19 protein-coding genes are annotated in these 17,113 nt (G+C 59.7%); 12 read left to right on the forward strand and 7 right to left on the reverse strand.

The window, feature by feature from the left end; genetic code table 11:
- Position 1 precedes the first annotated feature (1 nt).
- The 3 genes from FBY04_RS04350 to FBY04_RS04360 form a co-directional block, all read right to left on the reverse strand.
- Positions 2-1,450, reverse strand: a complete 1,449-nt coding sequence (locus FBY04_RS04350; protein WP_145314615.1) for an APC family permease — start codon at positions 1,448-1,450, stop codon at positions 2-4.
- Positions 1,451-1,639: 189 nt separating this feature from the next.
- Complete coding sequence (locus tag FBY04_RS04355; protein WP_145314616.1) at positions 1,640-2,380, reverse strand: IclR family transcriptional regulator; 741 nt, start codon at positions 2,378-2,380, stop codon at positions 1,640-1,642.
- Between the two features lie 60 nt (positions 2,381-2,440).
- Complete coding sequence (locus FBY04_RS04360; RefSeq protein ID WP_145314617.1) at positions 2,441-3,415, reverse strand: helix-turn-helix domain-containing protein; 975 nt, start codon at positions 3,413-3,415, stop codon at positions 2,441-2,443.
- A gap of 217 nt (positions 3,416-3,632) precedes the next feature.
- Between FBY04_RS04360 and FBY04_RS04365 the strand changes: the two genes are divergently transcribed.
- From FBY04_RS04365 to FBY04_RS04375, 3 genes are all read left to right on the forward strand, one after another.
- Entirely contained in the window at positions 3,633-5,009 is a 1,377-nt protein-coding gene (locus tag FBY04_RS04365; RefSeq protein ID WP_145314618.1) for an aspartate aminotransferase family protein, read from the forward strand.
- A gap of 33 nt (positions 5,010-5,042) precedes the next feature.
- The gene (locus FBY04_RS04370) at positions 5,043-6,497 is read left to right on the forward strand and encodes an aldehyde dehydrogenase (protein ID WP_145314619.1); all 1,455 of its coding nucleotides are present in this window, start codon (positions 5,043-5,045) and stop codon (positions 6,495-6,497) included.
- A gap of 105 nt (positions 6,498-6,602) precedes the next feature.
- The gene (locus tag FBY04_RS04375; protein WP_145314620.1) at positions 6,603-7,166 is read left to right on the forward strand and encodes a cytochrome b; all 564 of its coding nucleotides are present in this window, start codon (positions 6,603-6,605) and stop codon (positions 7,164-7,166) included.
- Between the two features lie 250 nt (positions 7,167-7,416).
- On the opposite strand, the gene FBY04_RS04380 is transcribed toward FBY04_RS04375, so the two are convergent.
- Together FBY04_RS04380 and FBY04_RS04385 are read right to left on the reverse strand one after the other, a co-directional pair.
- Positions 7,417-7,869 carry an IS3 family transposase gene (locus tag FBY04_RS04380; RefSeq protein WP_178118252.1) on the reverse strand — a complete coding sequence of 151 codons (453 nt, stop codon included), beginning with the start codon at positions 7,867-7,869 and terminating at the stop codon, positions 7,417-7,419.
- 78 nt (positions 7,870-7,947) lie between these two features.
- Positions 7,948-9,240, reverse strand: coding sequence for an alginate export family protein (locus FBY04_RS04385; RefSeq protein ID WP_256666752.1), 1,293 nt, complete (start codon positions 9,238-9,240; stop codon positions 7,948-7,950).
- A 15-nt stretch (positions 9,241-9,255) separates the two neighbouring features.
- Here FBY04_RS04385 and FBY04_RS04390 point away from each other — a divergent pair, with 15 nt between their 5' ends.
- The 9 genes from FBY04_RS04390 (at position 9,256) to FBY04_RS04430 (ending at position 15,611) form a co-directional block, all read left to right on the forward strand.
- Entirely contained in the window at positions 9,256-9,414 is a 159-nt protein-coding gene (locus FBY04_RS04390; RefSeq protein ID WP_178118253.1) for a hypothetical protein, read from the forward strand.
- Complete coding sequence (locus FBY04_RS04395; RefSeq protein ID WP_145314623.1) at positions 9,411-10,343, forward strand: metal ABC transporter solute-binding protein, Zn/Mn family; 933 nt, start codon at positions 9,411-9,413, stop codon at positions 10,341-10,343. Before FBY04_RS04390 ends, FBY04_RS04395 begins: the two co-directional genes overlap by 4 nt.
- The gene (locus tag FBY04_RS04400; RefSeq protein ID WP_145314624.1) at positions 10,340-11,047 is read left to right on the forward strand and encodes a metal ABC transporter ATP-binding protein; all 708 of its coding nucleotides are present in this window, start codon (positions 10,340-10,342) and stop codon (positions 11,045-11,047) included. The genes FBY04_RS04395 and FBY04_RS04400 overlap by 4 nt, the downstream gene beginning before the upstream one ends.
- Positions 11,044-11,949, forward strand: coding sequence for a metal ABC transporter permease (locus tag FBY04_RS04405; RefSeq protein ID WP_145314625.1), 906 nt, complete (start codon positions 11,044-11,046; stop codon positions 11,947-11,949). Before FBY04_RS04400 ends, FBY04_RS04405 begins: the two co-directional genes overlap by 4 nt.
- A gap of 35 nt (positions 11,950-11,984) precedes the next feature.
- A complete protein-coding gene (locus tag FBY04_RS04410; protein ID WP_145314626.1) occupies positions 11,985-12,941 on the forward strand; it encodes a metal ABC transporter solute-binding protein, Zn/Mn family in 957 nt (318 codons plus the stop codon).
- Between the two features lie 30 nt (positions 12,942-12,971).
- Positions 12,972-13,295, forward strand: coding sequence for a hypothetical protein (locus tag FBY04_RS04415; RefSeq protein ID WP_178118254.1), 324 nt, complete (start codon positions 12,972-12,974; stop codon positions 13,293-13,295).
- A gap of 8 nt (positions 13,296-13,303) precedes the next feature.
- Complete coding sequence (locus tag FBY04_RS04420) at positions 13,304-14,134, forward strand: DUF4198 domain-containing protein (RefSeq protein ID WP_145314628.1); 831 nt, start codon at positions 13,304-13,306, stop codon at positions 14,132-14,134.
- Positions 14,135-14,197: 63 nt separating this feature from the next.
- Positions 14,198-14,416, forward strand: a complete 219-nt coding sequence (locus tag FBY04_RS33140; protein WP_371850927.1) for a hypothetical protein — start codon at positions 14,198-14,200, stop codon at positions 14,414-14,416.
- 211 nt (positions 14,417-14,627) lie between these two features.
- Positions 14,628-15,611, forward strand: a complete 984-nt coding sequence (locus FBY04_RS04430; protein ID WP_145314629.1) for an LLM class oxidoreductase — start codon at positions 14,628-14,630, stop codon at positions 15,609-15,611.
- A gap of 51 nt (positions 15,612-15,662) precedes the next feature.
- On the opposite strand, the gene FBY04_RS04435 is transcribed toward FBY04_RS04430, so the two are convergent.
- Positions 15,663-15,974, reverse strand: a complete 312-nt coding sequence (locus FBY04_RS04435) for a putative quinol monooxygenase (protein ID WP_084321422.1) — start codon at positions 15,972-15,974, stop codon at positions 15,663-15,665.
- A gap of 85 nt (positions 15,975-16,059) precedes the next feature.
- Complete coding sequence (locus FBY04_RS04440; protein ID WP_145314630.1) at positions 16,060-17,067, reverse strand: zinc-binding alcohol dehydrogenase family protein; 1,008 nt, start codon at positions 17,065-17,067, stop codon at positions 16,060-16,062.
- Between the last annotated feature and the right edge of the window lie 46 nt (positions 17,068-17,113).

A 17,113-nucleotide genomic window follows, 5' to 3' on the forward strand; every position in this document is an offset into this window, starting at 1 on the left:
CTTAAAGCTTGTGGCTGCCCAATGCCAGGTAACGCTGCGGCGACGCCTTGCGAAGTCGAGCCGCCAGGAACACGCCACCCAGCAAGGCCGCGGGAATGATGGCGCAGAGACTGTATGACAAGGCCAGGCTAGCGCCCGTCAGTACATCGAAATGCACCACCGCGAGTACCAGGACCGCCAATAAGGCAATGAAAGAGAATCCGGGGAAAATCCGCCCACGCCAGATCCCGACCTTGAGTTCGGGGTGACGCTGGAAAAAGAAGATTACCGCTGCGGAAGTGAGTGCCATCAACAAAATCACGCACAGCGTGGCCAAGTTGGACAGCCAGGCAAACAGCTGCAGGATCGGATCGGCATCCATGGCGGCGAAAATCAGTACCACCACCGCCGAGATAAGGCTCTGCAACGCCGATCCCATATGAGGACTCTGGTGCACGCGATGGGTAGTGCCCAAGCGGTGCGGCAGCAGGCCGTCACGCCCAATCGCGTAGAAGTAACGGGCCGCGGCGTTATGAAATGCCAGCAGGCCGGCATAGATACTGACCATGAACAGCACCCGGATAATCTGAGTCAGCCAGGGGCCGACAAAGTGGTCGGACATGCCGTAGATAAACGTCGTGGGATCCTGCAAGGCCTGCAACATCGGCACGATCTTGTCCGCACCGACACCCACCACCATCGACCACACTGACAGTGCGTAGAACCCGCCGATCAGCAACACCGAGCAGTAGGTGGCAATCGGGATAGTACGCTGGGGGTTCTTGGCCTCTTCGCCGTAAATAGTCGTCGCCTCGAAGCCGATGAATGCCGCGAAGCAGAACAGCAAACCGATTGACGGTGTGCCGCTGAACACATGACTGCGATCAAACGCATCAAGGTTGATGCCGCTGTCGCCGCCGGATTTGAGGATGGAAAAATCCAGGATCAGGATCGCCAGGTACTCGGCGATCACCATCACCGACAGTAGCCGCGCCGACAGGTCGATCTTGCGATACCCCAGAATCGCAATACTCGCCATCGCCATCAGCGAGTAAGACCACCACGGCAGTACCAGGCCGAACATGCTTTCCATGGTGCCACTGACCACCCCACCGAACATGCCATACAACCCGACCTGAAGAATGTTATAGGCAAACATTGCCAACACCCCGGCCGCGCCACCTGCCAGGCCACCCAAACCACGTGAGGTGAACGCATAAAAACCACCGGCATTGATCAGGTGCCGGGACATGGTGGTGTAGCCCACCGAGAACGCGAGCAGCACCAGCAACGCCAGGATCAGCAACGCCGGTGTGCCGGCGCCATTGCCCAGCATGATGCCAATCGGGAAGCCACCGGCAATGACACTTAACGGGCTAGCCGCCGACACCACGAAAAAGATGATGAAACCAACACCCAGGGCACCACGCTTCAACTCCGTCGAACTGTTGATCGGGATAGATACGCTCATGTTCTTGACCTTATTGTATGAGGCAGTCGCTGTAGGATCGGTGGAGCAAGCCGTTCACCGTCACCGATAGAGCTTGTCGCTTTTATCGCACGCTGGATTCGATCCTATGCCTCACCGTGAACGCCCCGGTATCCCAAATCGGTAACCTGTAACGCCCTCACCTGAACAACGCCATCCTCCACCCTGATCTCACTGCGAAGCGAGACGCGCCGTCAGTTCCGACGCCGCGCCGGTCACCAGGTCGCACAGATAGCCTTGCTGAAACGCACCGAACCGCTCACTGCGCCCCACCAGGGTCATGCTCCCGAGGACGCGCTGCTTTTCGTCGAAGATCGGCGCCGCGACGCCACTGCGTCCCGGGTGCAGCTCGCTTTCGCTGATGCAGTAGCCCTGTTTGCGGATGGCGAGCAGGCTCTTGATGAACGGCTTCCACTCCAGCCCCAGATGCTGCAATTCGGATGGCTTCACGTGCGCGTCGTAAACACGTCGGATTTGACGCGGCAGCAGATAAGCCAGTACGACCCTGGAGGTCGCGCTGTGGAAAAGATCGATCGACCGCCCCCTGCCGCTACCGACCGGTCCAGCATCGGAGCCACGATGAATCAGCACGTTGACCACGGAGTCGCCATGCCACTCACTGACCAGCGCGTCCAGGCCGGTGTCGACGACCAGGTTGTCGACCAGGTCCCGGCTGCATGCCAACAACGGATCGTAGTTCGTCATCAGATGCTCCAGCGTGACGATTCGCGGGCCGAGCGCGTAACCGCGCGGCAATCGCTTCAAAAAGCCCGCATCGCCGAGTTCGCGCAGATAACGATAGGCGGTGGCGGACGTGTAGCCGAGCTCCCGGCAAATGATGTCCACATCGATGACCGGTTGTTCCGGGCGGAACAGGTCGAAGACCATGAGCAGACGGCGCAGGCTATTCATCTTTATCTACATCCTTGTGAAGCCAACGGTCACCCCACACTGCTTTCAACAGGCGGGTGTTCAGGCATGAGCGCAAACGGTGATGGCCGCGCGGGGGGTATGGGACGGCAACTCTGCGAACAGTTCCTGGTACTCCGCCGCAAAATGGCTTAGGTGAAAAAAGCCCCATTGGGCCGCGGCATCGCCGATCGAGAGGTGCGACGCGCGTGTGGACATCAAGGTCCGGCGTACACCGTTGAGCCTCACAGAGCGCAAATAATTCAGCGGCGTCGTCTCGGCAACCGAGCGAAAGCTGTTCTGCACGGTACGCCGACTGACCTGGAGTCGCTGGCACAACTCGATCACGCTGGGCACGTCGATCATCTCCGCGGTCGCCAGACGGTGGCATTTCTCGACAATGAAGCTGCGCGTGGAGCTTGCAGAGCGTTGTTGCTTGTCGCAAGCCGGGTCGGTCATGAGTTGCAGCAACTCGCCGAGCATCGCCTGTTCCAGTGCCAGCTCGCGCTCCCGATCTCGCGTGCTGTCGAGTTCTTCGTACACCAGGGCCTGGGAGAACATCGCCAGCAATCGGCGACGAGCGTCTGCAAAGCGCGGCGTGGAAACCTTGATCACCGGCTGACGCAGCAACAGGCTGACCTCCTTCGCCGAAGCCGTTTGGGCCAATGCCTGCTCGAACAATTCACGTTCAAAGGTGATCGACAGCAGCTCCATGCCCATCGGCATATGGAACATGAACTCCTCGCCACCGTGAAGAAAGAACAGACTGCTATCGTCCGCCTCCCGTCCCTGCATCCGAATCGAACCCGGGGTGGTGATCGGCACGGCAAAGCACATCTTGCCTCGGGGAGCCACGCCGTGCTGCACGACACGCTGGTTGATCTGCTCGAGAAAGACGTGGACACCCGCTGTCGACAACTGCATCAGCGAACTCTCAGCAGAGCCTGCCGTTAGCTGACTGTAGTCCTGGCTCCACTCCTGGACGGTGGCCGCATGGACATGGACGTCTCTGAAATGGCTGATGGTCTGATTTTTCATGATGTCGAAAGCCTCTGCCAATTTTCTTGTTTTTAGATCGCCTTCCCATGCGATATTCGCACATAGTGAGAATTATGCATATTTCTTTATGGGATCTTGAATTCACTACTGGAATGTGCGCTCAGGGCGGTCCATCCATGTGCCAATTCGGGCTACCGGCCACAGACACGTCGCGGAGATGATCAGCACACTTAAATCGATATTCAGAGAGAACGTCATGAGTGAAGCCAAACTTGAATCCCTCCACTTCGCGGATGCCCCTCGGATTACCTCCAGCACACTTCCGGGCCCCAAAACCAGCGAAGCCCTGGCGTTGTCGGCGCGTACCGAGTCGATGGCGCGCGGTGGCGGACGCATGCCGGTGGCCATGGATCGTGCCTTTGGCGCTACCTTCAAGGACCCTGATGGCAACACCTACATCGACTTGTCCGCCGGCGTAGGTGTCAGCAGCGTAGGCCGCTGCCACCCGAAGGTGGTGCAGGCGATCCGCGAACAGTCCGAAGTGCTGATGCATGCCCTGGAAGTCAACAGCACCCGGCGCACCGAACTGGCGGCCAAGCTCTCCGAGATCGCGCCCGACGGCTTGCGTGGCGACTGCATCACCTTCTTCACGCAAAGCGGCAGCGATGCGCTTGAAGCAGCCATCAAGTTCGCCAAACGCATCACCGGGCGGCACCAGATCATCGCCTTTCATGGTGGCTACCACGGCGTGTGGAATGCCTCGGGATCCCTGACCACAGGCACGGCCTACCGCAAGGGTTACGGTGCCCAGATGGGTGGGGTCATTCACGCCCCCTACCCTTATGCCTACCGCTTCCCTTTCGACACCACTCACAAAAGCGCCGAGCAGATCGCCGGCGAGTACGTGGACTACCTGTTGAACACCCCCTACACCGCCGCCGATGACGTGGCTGCCGTTATCGTGGAGCCGGTGCAGGGCGAAGGCGGCTACGTGCCCCCATCGCCAGAGTTCCTGCAGTTGTTGCGCAAGGCATGCGACCGTAGCGGCACGCTGCTGATCGTCGATGAAGTGCAATCCGGCGCAGGGCGCACCGGCAAGATGTGGGCGGTCGAGCACTCAGGCGTGAAACCGGACATGCTCACGTTCGGCAAAGGCATCGGCAGCGACCTGCCAATGGCAGGCCTGATCATGCGTTCGGACCTGGCGGCCGCGATTCCTGACGGATCGATGCCCAACACCTTTGCCGCCAACTCGTTGTCCGCGGCGGTGGCGCTGACCAATATCAGCATCCTGCAGGACTCGGAGCTCGATCTGCTCAACCGCGCGCACACCCTGGGGCTGGAGGCGCAGGAACGTATCCGTGGCTTCAACAGCCCGCTCGTTGGTGAAATACGCGGCCGCGGCCTGATGATCGGTATCGAACTGGTCGAAGACCCAGCCACCAAGGCTCCCCTAGCGCCCGAAAAAATCGGCCAGCTCATGGGCTATCTGCTGAACCACGGCGTGCTGATGATTCCCTGCGGTCGCTACAGCAACGTGATGCGAGTCATGCCGTCGCTGACGATCTCACGCTCGCTGTTCTTCAAGGCACTGGACATCTTCGGCGACGCCCTGGCCTCCCTCGAGGCGTGATCCGACCACTCCACATTACTCATGGATCCCAAAATGACTGAACACTTGAATCACTTCATCGAAGGCGCGTCCTTCGAAGCCTCCGACGGCCGTCGTATAAACCTCGTCAACCCCGTGACAGAACAGGTGTACGGCAGCTCCGCACAGGGCACGACTGAGGACGTGGACCGTGCAGTGACGGCCGCGCACCGCCAACTTGAGGGTGGCGCCTGGAGCCAGCTCGACGGCGCGCAGCGCGGTCAATTGCTATCGAAACTCGCTGACCTGGTTGAACGCGACAGCGAAATGCTGGCCGACATGGATGCCAACGCCATCGGTCGCTCACCCATCGAACCGCGCCGGATGGACTTGCCCAACGCGATCGCCAACCTGCGTGCCGCCGCCGGCTGGGCCAACCAGCTTGAGGGGCGCACCATTCCCACCGGTGGTTACTTCGGCACCAAGACCCTTTCGTACACGGTACGCGAGCCAGTGGGTGTGGTCGGCGCCATCGTTCCCTGGAATTCGCCGTTGATGATCACTGTCTGGAAGCTCGCCGCGTTGCTGGCGGCAGGCTGCACCGTGGTCATCAAACCTTCGGAAGAAACGCCGCAGTCTGCCCTGCACCTGGCGGTGCTGGCTCAGGAAGCGGGCTTCCCTGACGGCGTGATCAACGTGGTCACCGGCTACGGTAATGAGGTGGGTCGCGCCTTGTGCGAACACCCGCTCGTTGCCAAGATCAGCTTCACCGGCAGCCCCGAGGCCGGACGCGAAATCCAGCGCACCGCCGGTGTGCTGTTCAAGCGCGTGGCATTGGAGCTGGGCGGCAAGAGCCCACAGATTGTCTTCGACGATGCCTCTTTCGAAGACGCCCTGCGCGGGTGCGCACTCGGCCTGTTCGCCAACCAGGGCCAGGTCTGTGCAGCCGGCTCGCGCATCCTGGTGCACCGCAGCATCGCAGATCGCTTCGGCGCAGCGCTGGCCGATGCCGCAAAGGCAGTCAACGTGGGCGACCCTCGCCAACCCGGTGTACAGATGGGACCGGTGGCCAAGAAAGCGCAATTCGATCGCGTTAACCGATACATCCAACTGGGTATAGACCAAGGCGCCTCGCTGCTGGCCGGCGGTGTATCGACGCCTGAACGGGGCTGGTTTGTCCGGCCGACGATCTTCACCAACGCGAACAACGCCATGGCAATCGCCCAAGATGAAATCTTCGGGCCCGTCGGCACGCTGATCACATTCGACAGCGAAGAGGAAGCTATCGCACTGGCCAACGACTCCTCCTACGGCCTGGCGGCCACGGTCTGGACGACTGACCTGGTGCGAGCGCACCGCGTAGCCGCTGCGGTGAAGGCCGGTGCCGTGGGTATCAACTGCTGGAGCCCGCTGGACGCCAACCTGCCCTGGGGCGGCGTGAAGACCAGCGGTATCGGCCGTGAAGGCGGGTTTGCCGGCGCGGTGGCCTACACCGAAGAGAAAGTCATCACCGTGCTGCTGCCTTCCTGAGCACGATCCCTGTCCTGACCGAATCACCCTCCGGCCTCTGTGTCGCGAGGGTGACCGTTCAAAAGTGCATCCCTGATGCCGTTGATAATCAATGGAGAGACTACGATGAACCCGATAGAACAACAAACAACCGATCGGTATCCGACGTCCCTGCGAATGTTGCACTGGGTACGCGCCGTGCTCATCGCAGGCCTCCTCTGGGCAGGCTGGCATATGACCGGTCTGAATGACGAAGTGGCGAGCAAGTACGAGCTCTATTACCCGTGGCACAAATCCTTTGGACTGTTGGTGTTTCTGGTTGTCCTGACTCAGATCGCCCTGCGTTTTCAGCCCCCCGTGCTTCCGCAGCCGCTGGAAACGCTGGCGAGCTATGAAAGGTTCCTGTCAAGGCTTACGCAGCGTGTCATGTATGCGCTCGTCGTGATCGTGCCGTTGATGGGGTACTCAATGTCGAGCACCTACACAATGAGCGACGGGGTTTTCTTTTTTGGAGTCAACCTGCCAGAGCTCCTTCCGAAAAATGACAATTGGTTCGTCGTCTTCCAATGGCTGCACAAAGTGCTCGCCTACACCCTGCTCGGACTGATCCTGTTGCATGTCGTGGGCGCTTTGAAACACCGGTTTTTCGACCGGGACCCTCGTAACGATGTCCTGCGCCGCATGCTGTGACTGCGTGGAGCGTTGACGCATGCAGTGGTCAACTAATTCCAGACACCTCGATAGGTGATTTTGACGCCATCGCCCGCTCATAAACGGTCGGTGGCAGATTCCCCAGTTTCGAGTGCAGCCGTTTGTTGTTGTAAAAACCAACGATACATTCAGTGATGTCACAGATCGCCTCAGTGTGGTTGGCGTAATCGCGTCGCCATACCCGTTCAAGCTCAGAAGAGCGTTCCATCACCGAGTTGACGCTCCTATGTCAACCGACGTGCCTCGATTCATTTAAATCGGCCACTATCTTGCGTGAAAACAATTCCAACACTACCGCCAGATAGAGCCAGCCGCGGCGAGTCCGAATGTCGGTAATCTCCGCCACCCAGGCCTTGTTCGCAGCATCGGGTTCGAACTGATGGCTCAACACATTCTCGGCAATCGGCAGGTCATGGATGCTATCGGTCGTGTGCACAAACTTACGCTTCCCGGCCGAGCGCAGGTCATTGGCACGCATCAAGCGGCGGATTTTATAAAGGCCTGTTTTCATGCCTTTGGCCCGCAAGGCCTCACGCAACGGGCGACTGCCGTAGCCGCCGCCACTCGCGGTAAACGACGCCTTGAGTTGCACAATGACAGGGCAACTCTGCCGAGCAGGCGCTGCAGTGCGCTCCAGGGCCTCGTAGAAGCCGGATCGACTGATGCTCAGTAAACGCCTCATGGGTTGGACCGGAGGGGCCCGAAGGCCCCTGGTCAAAATACCTGAAACAGACTCAGTCATTACGGGAAGAGCAGCGGCTTAGAAGGCCACCCATACGATGAACTGGAAGTAAGTGTTCGTTGATGCGCTCCCACTCTGCAGACCACCGTCCCCGAGCCACTTTTCGGGCTTGTAGAAGCCGACCAGAGGCGAGAGTGTGACGTTATCCGTCACCATCCAATCCAGAAAAAGATCGACCTCACGTGCAGCGAAGTCCTGCTCATGCGTACGAGAGAGCTGGTGGTAGTTGAAGGCCATTGCGTTAAGGGTCAATGTCTCGGTCGGTTTGACGGAGAGGAGCACGTCGTTGATCACCATGTTCGAGGTCACTGAACCTGCGTAATTGGCGGCGACTTCACCTTGGTATCGCTTGCGAAAACCTCCCTGGAACAGAAAGTCGTAACCTTCGGAGTAGCGCGAATATCGATAGCTCACCGTCGGTTGCCATTTCGTATCGGCGAAGGTGTAGCCGGCGTCGAAGAACATCGCCCGCTGCGACCCTGAACGTTTTTCCTGACGCACCACTTCGAACGCAAAGTCGGCATTCTCGATCCCGGCATTGCCCTGCCCACGAATGCTGTAGACGTTCATGCCCTTGCGCTCAAGCCGATCACCAAAGGCATATCGCTCGTCAACATCAAGGCCGTGCACGTACGTCGAACCGATCGAGCCGACGGGCGTCGTGTAGTCGACGGTGGCGGCAGCCACTTCGGTCTTCGACTGCCCGGGGTTATCGGATTTGAGCCATATCAGGCTACCGTGAAGGCCCTCCTGACCACCCAGTTTCAAGACTGCCGTATTCCCGAACGCCAACCGCGGGCCAAGGTAAAAGGCGCCACCACGATTGAATCGGCCATCCCTTACGTCCTCGATAGGGTTGAAGGCCTTCCCGGGGGCGAACCCGTCATCAGTGATCAGGAAGCCGTCCACCGTAACGAGCTGGCGGCCAAAAGAGAAATCAACGCCGTCCTTGCCCAGTGCGGGAATCAGGTCACCTGACTTCCAGCCCAGGTAGGCGTCTTCCACAGCCGTTCTTCTTTCATCCCCGGCGGTGATCCCTCCCGCGTCCCCATCGCCAAATGATCCCGTACTGATCCAGCTGAGTCCGCCATAGACGGAACCGGCATTGATCTTGTCTGTCGTGCCGTTGAGACCGTATTTGGCGAAGCCTTCTTGCCACCGCATTCTGCCGGGCTCCCTCTCAGGGTCGCCGATGTAGTTTTTCTCGCTGCCAAACCAGCCAAACGCCGCCGACAGGTCGGCGTTCAGGACGGTTCCACCATCGTCTTCGCTGTAGAGCTGGTAGGCGTGTACCTGCTCGTCATCGGTCATGCACATGCCGGTGTCATGTGGGCCAACCAAGCGACGATCTGGGTCCACCGCGACCCGAACGCGCCCTACCCTGGCATCGTCAAGCCCGAATCGCTGGTCGGCGATGGCTGGCGCCAGGTCATCCCTTACAACGGTGCCAGCGAAGTCGAACGCGTAAAAGGAACTCAGCCATGACCGTTTCTACGAAACACCGCGCACTGTGGCGCCTATGCATCGCGCTATTGCTGCTGATACCCGCCATCGCACTCGCCAGCCCGGCGCCCTCTTCGGGCAAGAAGCTCAAAATCGGCGTCACACTGCATCCCTACTACAGCTTCGTGGCAAATATCGTTGGAGATCGGGCGGAGGTCGTTGCGCTCATCCCGGCGGAGGCGAATCCGCATAACTACCAGCCGCAGCCCGATGACATCACCCGCGCGATGAATATCGATGTTCTGGTCGTCAACGGCATCGGACACGATGAATGGGCCTTCCAGATCATCAAGGCCGCTGGCCGCGGGGCGACCCTGCCGATCATCCAGGCCAATGCCTCGGTTGCGCTCATTCCAATCGGCGGCGGCCAGGACGGCGTCAAGGTGGTCAATCCGCATACCTTCGTATCCACCACGGCAGCGATACAACAGGTCTTCGAGATCACTCGCCGGTTGGGGGAACTGGACCCGGACAACGCTGCGGTGTATCGACAAAACGCCCTGGCGTATGCCGCGCGTATCCGGGAGCTAAGGGCCGGTTTCATGACCCGTTTCGCCGCGCTGGATCTGTCTTCGTTCCGGTGCGCGACAACGCACGCGGGCTACGACTACATGATGCAGGAGTTCGGCCTGTTCGTGAGCGCCGTGATTGAGCCGCGTCACGGCGTCGCGCCGACTGCACGCCAGTTGGCTACCACCATCGACGCTATCAAGAAGGCCAATGTACGTGTGCTTTTCGCCGAGAAGAATTTCTCCCTCGACCTGGCCAAGCCTATCGAGGCAGCCACCGGCGTGAAGGTATTCGCGCTCTCTCACATCACCGGCAGTACCTACAGCCCGGACGAATTCGAAGTAGCAATGCGCGAAAACCTCGAGACCTTGGCCGAAGCCGTCGAGTTTACGCAGCGATGAACGCGATGAAGGAGGAACAAGCGATGCGCGGCCCCGCCATAGTGTTCGACAACGTCTCCCTGCAACTGGGAGGTACGCAAGTGCTCGACAAAGTGAGCTTCCGGGTAGAGGCCGGTGCGCTGCACTGCCTGGTAGGCCCGAACGGCGGAGGCAAGACTTCACTGGTGCGCGCACTGCTGGGCCAGATGCCGCATTCGGGGACGGTCCGGTTCGAAGGCGAGGTCACGACACCCATGGGGTATGTCCCGCAATTGCCAGACTTTGACCGCAACGTGCCGATGACGGTCAACGACATCATGGCCCTTCTCGGCCAGCGCAGGCCGGCCTTCCTGGGCTCAAGCCGATCCGCCAAGGCGGCCAATGCCCAAGCACTGGAACGTACCGGCGTGGCTGGAATAGGCGCAAAACCGTTTGGCAGCCTGTCCGGTGGCCAGCGTCAGCGAGTGCTGCTGGCGCAGGCGATCAGCCCGGCGCCCTGGCTGCTGATCCTTGACGAACCGACCGCGGGCATCGACGAACCGGGTGTGCGCCTGGTGGAGGCGCTGGTGGCCGAGCTGAACGGCCGCGGCGTCACCATCCTCTGGATCAACCATGACCTGGAACAGGTCAGGCGCATCGCTCAATCGGTGACCGTTATCAACCGGCGGGTGCTGTTTCATGGCCCGCCCGACGAGGTCGCCTACCCACTGGAGAGTACTCAATGAGCGCCCTGTACGAATTGATTCGCAACCAGCTCCAGGCGCTCGCCGCGAGTGGCATCCTGCCGCAACCATTCGAGTACGAGTTCGTGATCAATGCGCTGCTCTGTGCAGTGCTCATCGGACCGCTACTGGGCGTGCTGGGCTCGATGGTGATGATCAAGCGCATGGCGTTCTTCAGTCAGGCCGTCGGGAATGCGGCGATGACCGGCGTTGCCATTGGCGTGCTGATCGGCGAGTCCTACACCTCTCCCTACTTCTCGATGTTCGGCTTCTGCCTGCTGTTCGCCCTGACGCTGAAGTACACGCAGCACCGCACCACGCTGGCCAATGACACGCTGATCGGCGTGTTCTTGTCCATCTCGCTGGCGGTCGGGGCCTCGTTGCTGCTGTTCGTGTCGGCGAAGATCAACACGCACGTAATGGAAAGCGTGCTGTTCGGTTCCATCCTGGCGGTCGACTACACCGACATGAACGTGCTGCTTGTGGTAACGGCGACGTGTGCTCTGCTCGGACTGCCAATGTACAACGGCATGCTGTTGGCCAGCCTCAATCCGAGCCTGGCACAGGCTCGCGGCGTGCGAGTGCGAAGCGTCGAGTACCTGTTTGTCGTACTGGTCACCCTGGTGACGGTAGCCTGCCTGAAAATCATCGGCGCAGTACTCGTCAAAGCCCTTCTGCTCATACCGGCAGCGGCAGCACGCAACATCAGCCACTCGCTCCCTGGGCTGGTCACGCGCGCCATCCTGATTGCGACTTTTTCCTGCGTGGTCGGCATCCTGGCCCCCATGCAATTCCACATCCCCGTACCGACAGGTGGCGCAATCGTGATCGTCGCCGCGTTGGTGTTCGTCGTCACCACCGTCATCCGCGCTACCGGGTCCCGGTTCAGAGGTGCCAGCGTATGAAATGGCTTTGCATGTCACGTCGATCCTGGCTAGCGATGCTGGTACTGCTGCTGGGCAGCCCGCTTTTTGCCTTCGCGGATACCGGCAGGCAGCAGGTGCTTGTCGCACTGCCCGCGGTGTATGCGCTCACCTCGATGCTCAGCGACGGCACGACCCTCAAAGCCGTCCGCCTTCCGGCAGACGCTGCCGTGCCCATGGAAAGCCAGGCCAACGCGCTGTCGCGCCTGGAGCCCGCCGTGTTCCAGCAGGCCACCGCTGTGGTTACCCTGGGCAACCTCTGGCGCGCGGACCCGCTTTACACCACGGCACGTCGCCACAATCTGCGAATCGTCGAGATCGATGCCTCGCACTCATGGGACACCGTCAAGCCCGGTGTGGCCGCGGCCCGCGTGCCGTCGAATGACGTTCCCTGGGCAACCGAGCGCGACGTCGATGGCGGACTGTCGCCGTACGCCTGGCTCGGCCCCGTCAATGCCATGCGCATGTCGGCGATTATCGCTACCGACCTGGCACGCCTGTCCCCCTTGGATGCACCTCGGATAGAGCGCAACCTCGCCGCACTCGAAGACCGATTGCGCCAGCTCAAGGCCAACTACGGTGCCCGGCTGCTGGCAGTGCCGGACCTGCGCGTGCTGTCGCTGGCCGATGAATTCACCTACTTGTTCGGCGAGTTCGGGATTTTTGTCGACGGCTGGTTCGTCCGACAGGACATCGACTGGAGCGATGCCGACTGCACCGCACTGACCCGATACCTGCGCGAGCGCGACATCCACGTGGTGGTCCACAAGTGGGTTCCGGACGCCAGGATTACCAAGGCCATCGAGGACGGCGGCGCACGGTTATTGATACTGGATGCCGGCAACCCGGGAATGCTCGCCGACGCGGCCAACGGGTACGAAGCACTCCTGAGCTCGAACCTGGATTCCTTACTGACGGCCTTCGCGCCACCCGGCCCCAATACGAGCGGCGATCACAAATCGTCGCTCCAATGATCAACCTCGACCGTGGAGATCGAAGACCTTATGAAACCCCTAGGCTCAGCACATCGGATACTGATCGCCAGCACCCTGGTGTTCTGCCAGGCAGCCTTCGCCCATGGCCCCGTCTTCGACTGCTACATCGAGAGCGATGATCTGGTGAAGTGCGAGGCGGGTTACACCGACGGCAGCTCCGCTGCTGGCAGAAAAATCCATGTCCAGGACACCCGCAACAAGGTCTTGCTCGAAGGAAGCGTCGATAAAGACAACAGCTACACCTTCCAGCCTCCCGCCGGAAAATACTCCGTTGTGTTCATGGGCGGAGACAACCATCAAGCCACGATTCAGTCCTCCGACATTTCAAGGTGAAATCGACCATGCCGATCCAACGACGACTGCTCCAAGCACTTGCCGCTGTAACATTAGGCTGCCTGACAGGCGCTGCACAGGCCCATTTCCAGATGCTCTACGTCGAGGAAACGGCGCTGCCGCGTGCGGATAAACTGGAGTTCGCGCTGGTGTTCACACATCCCTTCTCCGGCGGCCCCACCATGACCATGGATGAACCCCGCGCCTTCAGCCACATCAGCTCGCACGGCGGAAAAAAAATAGATCTGCGCCAATACTTACGCCCTGTCCAGTGGCAGAGTCGCGATAACCAAACGACTGCCTATCGTGCGTCGATCCCACGGGAGTTGGTGCGTTCACTGGGTGACCATATCTTCGTACTCGAGCCCGAGCCCTACCTGGAAACCGAGGAGGACGTCTACATCCAACAGTTCACCAAGCTGATCGTGAACGTGGGCGGCGTACCCAGCGACTGGGCAGAACCACAGGGCTTACCGGTTGAGATCCAGCCCCTGAGCAAGCCCTATGCAAACTGGACCGGCGGCGTATTCCGCGCGTTGGTGCTGGCCGACGGCAAGCCCGTTCCTTTCGCCGAGATCGAAATCGAATACGTCAACCATTCCGTCGATATCAAAAACAACGCCTTCGGCAAGCAGGACTATGTCACGGCCCCCCAAGCCTCCTTCAAATCCCTGAGTACGTATTCGGATGCCCAAGGAATCGTCACCATCGGCCTGCCCCGTGCCGGCTGGTGGGGCATTGCGGCGCTCAACATTGGCACAACGAAAACCCATAAAAGCAAACCCCTGTCGCAAGACGCCATACTGTGGGTGCAGGCCAGAGACATGAAATGGCAATAGGCCGTTCGGGGGGAAGTGCTTGGATCCACGGCAGCTCGACCAAAATGTGAAGAATGAGCCTCCTTGAGGCATTCAAGCCAAACGCATGGGCTGGGTTGTGATTGCCGGGATCGAGGCGTTGTCGAACTGCCCTGCGCGAACGGCTATCTCGTGAACCCGTTCATTTGCGCCCACACCAATCGTCGTGACAACAAATATGGTTGTTCACTGCAAAACCGCCTACGCTTGTTGAATGATCCCCAAGCCTTTGCTCAGATGATGTATCGGGCTGGAGCGATCTGATTTCTTTCTACCGTCCGCTCATCGCCGAATCCGGACCTGCCCGCGCGTATCGCCAGCAACTGGCCCCTCGATCCGGTCGACCCGACCAGCATGTACGGTGCAACGGGCGAAGACTACACCCATTACCCCACCTGTCGTTCTCAAGCGACCGATGCCGCAGCACCTCTGGAAACGGGGCGCTGTTCACGTTCTCCCATTGAGGAAGATGAGTATGTATCGGCCGAGCACGATTCCTTATCAGCAGCATCGAGGGTTCAGCCGAACCTTCACTCAGGGTCATTTGAGCCTTGGATTGTTCTTTCCTTTGGAGGCCTTCGATGGGGACACTCCGAGCATGCTCAATCAGGTCGCACTGGCCAAACAAGCTGAGGCGCTGGGCTTCTGCGCGCTCTGGTTCCGCGACGTGCCGCTTCGGGACCCTGGTTTCGGCGATGTGGGCCAAGTGTTCGACCCCTGGGTTTATCTGGGCTATATGGCCGCTCATACGTCGGAGATAGCGCTTGGCACCGCCTCCATTGCCATCCCTTTACACCATCCTCTGCACACGGCCAAGGCATCAGCCAGCGTCGATCAGTTGAGCGCAGGTCGCTTGATACTGGGGGTTGCTTCCGGCGATCGTCCTGTGGAGTTTTCGGCTTTTGGCGTCGATCCCGAGAGACGCGGAGAAATCTTTCGAGAACACTACGAGGTGATTCGCCAAGCCCACAGCACCAGCTTTGAGCCCATTCGCTGGAGCGGTGGAGAGATGCGGGGCGCAGACCTCATTCCGAAACCCACAACCCAAGTCATTCCAATGCTCGTGACCGGGAATAGTCGCCAGTCACTGGATTGGATCGCACGCGAAAGCGTCGGATGGATCAACTATCCACGTATACCGAACATGCAGCGACTGATCGTGGAGGATTGGCGGCAGGAGGTCATGAAGCAATGTGGCTCCGTCTATAAGCCCTTCACTCAGTCGCTTTACATCGACCTCGATGAGAACCCGTCGACGCCGCCCACTCGCATTCATTTGGGGTTCAAACTGGGACGCTACCATCTCCGGTTTTTGCTGGAGTCGCTTGAGGAAATCGGAGTGGACCACGTTATCCTGAATCTCAAATACGGAAAGCGCCCTGCTGCGCAAGTCATTGAAGAGCTGGGCACTCACATCGTTCCGCAATTCGGAGTACAGCCGCGTCCTGAAGCGAAATGATGCGCCGGCCGCCTCCATGCCGGCCGAGGTGGTGCGGTTCAACAGGTCGAATCATCCGGCCGATACCTGCTCAAGGAATATCAGTTGCAACGGCTCTTCGAGCAGGTCATCTGCCGTGGCGGCAAAGCGCTGAAAGTAAGGCATCGAAAAATGCGCATCCAGCGCCGCCTGGTCCCTGAAAGCCTCGCGCATGTAGAACGTGCCCTGCTCGTCACGCAGCTTGAACAACACATAATCGAGATTGCCCGGCTCTGCGCGGGTCGGCTCTACCAGCGCCAGCAATTCTTGTTTCAATGCCAGTTCTTTGCCTGCCTTGGCCTTGAGCATGGCAATCGATACCAACACGTTACTGGACGTATTCACCGTCAACGCTCCAACATTAAAAAATCGAAAGTGATGCCGCAGGCGGTTCAGCGGGCCCGCAAGCGAGCACGCCTGATGAGTAAAATCAGAAACCTTCGAGAACGATCTTGCCCCGGGCCTTGCCGCTTTCGACCAGCGCATGGGCACGACGCATGTTTGCCGCATTGATCGCACCGAAGTGCTCGCCCACGGTGGTTTGCAGAACGCCTTGGTCAATCAGAGCGCTGACCCGATTGAGCAGGTGATGCTGGTTGATCATGTCCGGAGTTTCATACAGCGAGCGGGTGAACATCAGCTCCCAATGCAACGACAGCGACTTGCGCTTGAGCGGCATCACGTCGAGGCTTTCGGGATCGTCAATCACAGCCAGACGCCCTTGCGGCTTGAGTACATCGATCAGTTGTGCAAAGTGCTGTTCGGTGTGAGTCAGGCTGGCGACATAGTCGATCTCCGGCACGCCGAGGGCTTGCAACTGTGCGAGCAGTGGCTGGCTATGATCGATCACGTGATGCGCGCCCAACTGCCGCACCCAATCAGCGGTTTCCTGTCGTGAGGCAGTTCCGATGACGGTAAGGCGGGTCAACTGTCGGGCCAGTTGCACCAGCATCGAACCGACACCCCCAGCCGCTCCAGTGATCAACAGGCACTTGCCCTCCCCCGATCCCTCTGCGACCCCGAGCCGGTCAAACAACAATTCCCAGGCAGTGATCGAGGTCAACGGCAACGCTGCCGAATCGGCGGCACTCAATGACCGAGGCTTGTGCCCGACGATCCGCTCATCGACCAGATGGAATTCGCTGTAGCTGCCGGTGCGGGCAATCGAGCCGGCATAGAACACTTCATCGCCCGGCTGAAACAACGTCACTTCAGAGCCGACCTCGCGGACAATGCCTGTGGCATCCCAGCCGAGGATTTTCGGTTCTTTTGTGAAAGTTCCGGCGCGCACCTTGGTATCGACCGGATTCACTGATACCGCGCGAACTTCAACCAGCAGATCCCGTGGGCCAGGTGTGGGCACCGGGAGACTGATGTCAATCAATGCTTGTGGATTGTCGATGGGCAAAGCGTGTTCGGTGAAGGTGATGGCTTTCATGGACACTCGCTGTCTGAAGGGTTTGTGCATTCGCTTGCAGCCATCT

Origin of the sequence: Pseudomonas sp. SJZ080 (assembly GCF_007828295.1) — a bacterium.
GTDB classification, from domain to species: domain Bacteria; phylum Pseudomonadota; class Gammaproteobacteria; order Pseudomonadales; family Pseudomonadaceae; genus Aquipseudomonas; species Aquipseudomonas migulae_A.

Bases quoted from the DNA above. Each gene is read 5' to 3' on its own strand.
- FBY04_RS04350 (WP_145314615.1), bottom strand. From the start codon at position 1,450: ATGAGCGTATCTATCCCGATCAACAGTTCGACGGAGTTGAAGCGTGGT.
- FBY04_RS04355 (WP_145314616.1), bottom strand. From the start codon at position 2,380: ATGAATAGCCTGCGCCGTCTGCTCATGGTCTTCGACCTGTTCCGCCCG.
- FBY04_RS04360 (WP_145314617.1), bottom strand. From the start codon at position 3,415: ATGAAAAATCAGACCATCAGCCATTTCAGAGACGTCCATGTCCATGCG.
- FBY04_RS04365 (WP_145314618.1), top strand. From the start codon at position 3,633: ATGAGTGAAGCCAAACTTGAATCCCTCCACTTCGCGGATGCCCCTCGG.
- FBY04_RS04370 (WP_145314619.1), top strand. From the start codon at position 5,043: ATGACTGAACACTTGAATCACTTCATCGAAGGCGCGTCCTTCGAAGCC.
- FBY04_RS04375 (WP_145314620.1), top strand. From the start codon at position 6,603: ATGAACCCGATAGAACAACAAACAACCGATCGGTATCCGACGTCCCTG.
- FBY04_RS04380 (WP_178118252.1), bottom strand. From the start codon at position 7,869: ATGAGGCGTTTACTGAGCATCAGTCGATCCGGCTTCTACGAGGCCCTG.
- FBY04_RS04385 (WP_256666752.1), bottom strand. From the start codon at position 9,240: ATGACCGATGACGAGCAGGTACACGCCTACCAGCTCTACAGCGAAGAC.
- FBY04_RS04390 (WP_178118253.1), top strand. From the start codon at position 9,256: ATGTGGGCCAACCAAGCGACGATCTGGGTCCACCGCGACCCGAACGCG.
- FBY04_RS04395 (WP_145314623.1), top strand. From the start codon at position 9,411: ATGACCGTTTCTACGAAACACCGCGCACTGTGGCGCCTATGCATCGCG.
- FBY04_RS04400 (WP_145314624.1), top strand. From the start codon at position 10,340: ATGAACGCGATGAAGGAGGAACAAGCGATGCGCGGCCCCGCCATAGTG.
- FBY04_RS04405 (WP_145314625.1), top strand. From the start codon at position 11,044: ATGAGCGCCCTGTACGAATTGATTCGCAACCAGCTCCAGGCGCTCGCC.
- FBY04_RS04410 (WP_145314626.1), top strand. From the start codon at position 11,985: ATGCTGGTACTGCTGCTGGGCAGCCCGCTTTTTGCCTTCGCGGATACC.
- FBY04_RS04415 (WP_178118254.1), top strand. From the start codon at position 12,972: ATGAAACCCCTAGGCTCAGCACATCGGATACTGATCGCCAGCACCCTG.
- FBY04_RS04420 (WP_145314628.1), top strand. From the start codon at position 13,304: ATGCCGATCCAACGACGACTGCTCCAAGCACTTGCCGCTGTAACATTA.
- FBY04_RS04430 (WP_145314629.1), top strand. From the start codon at position 14,628: ATGTATCGGCCGAGCACGATTCCTTATCAGCAGCATCGAGGGTTCAGC.
- FBY04_RS04440 (WP_145314630.1), bottom strand. From the start codon at position 17,067: ATGAAAGCCATCACCTTCACCGAACACGCTTTGCCCATCGACAATCCA.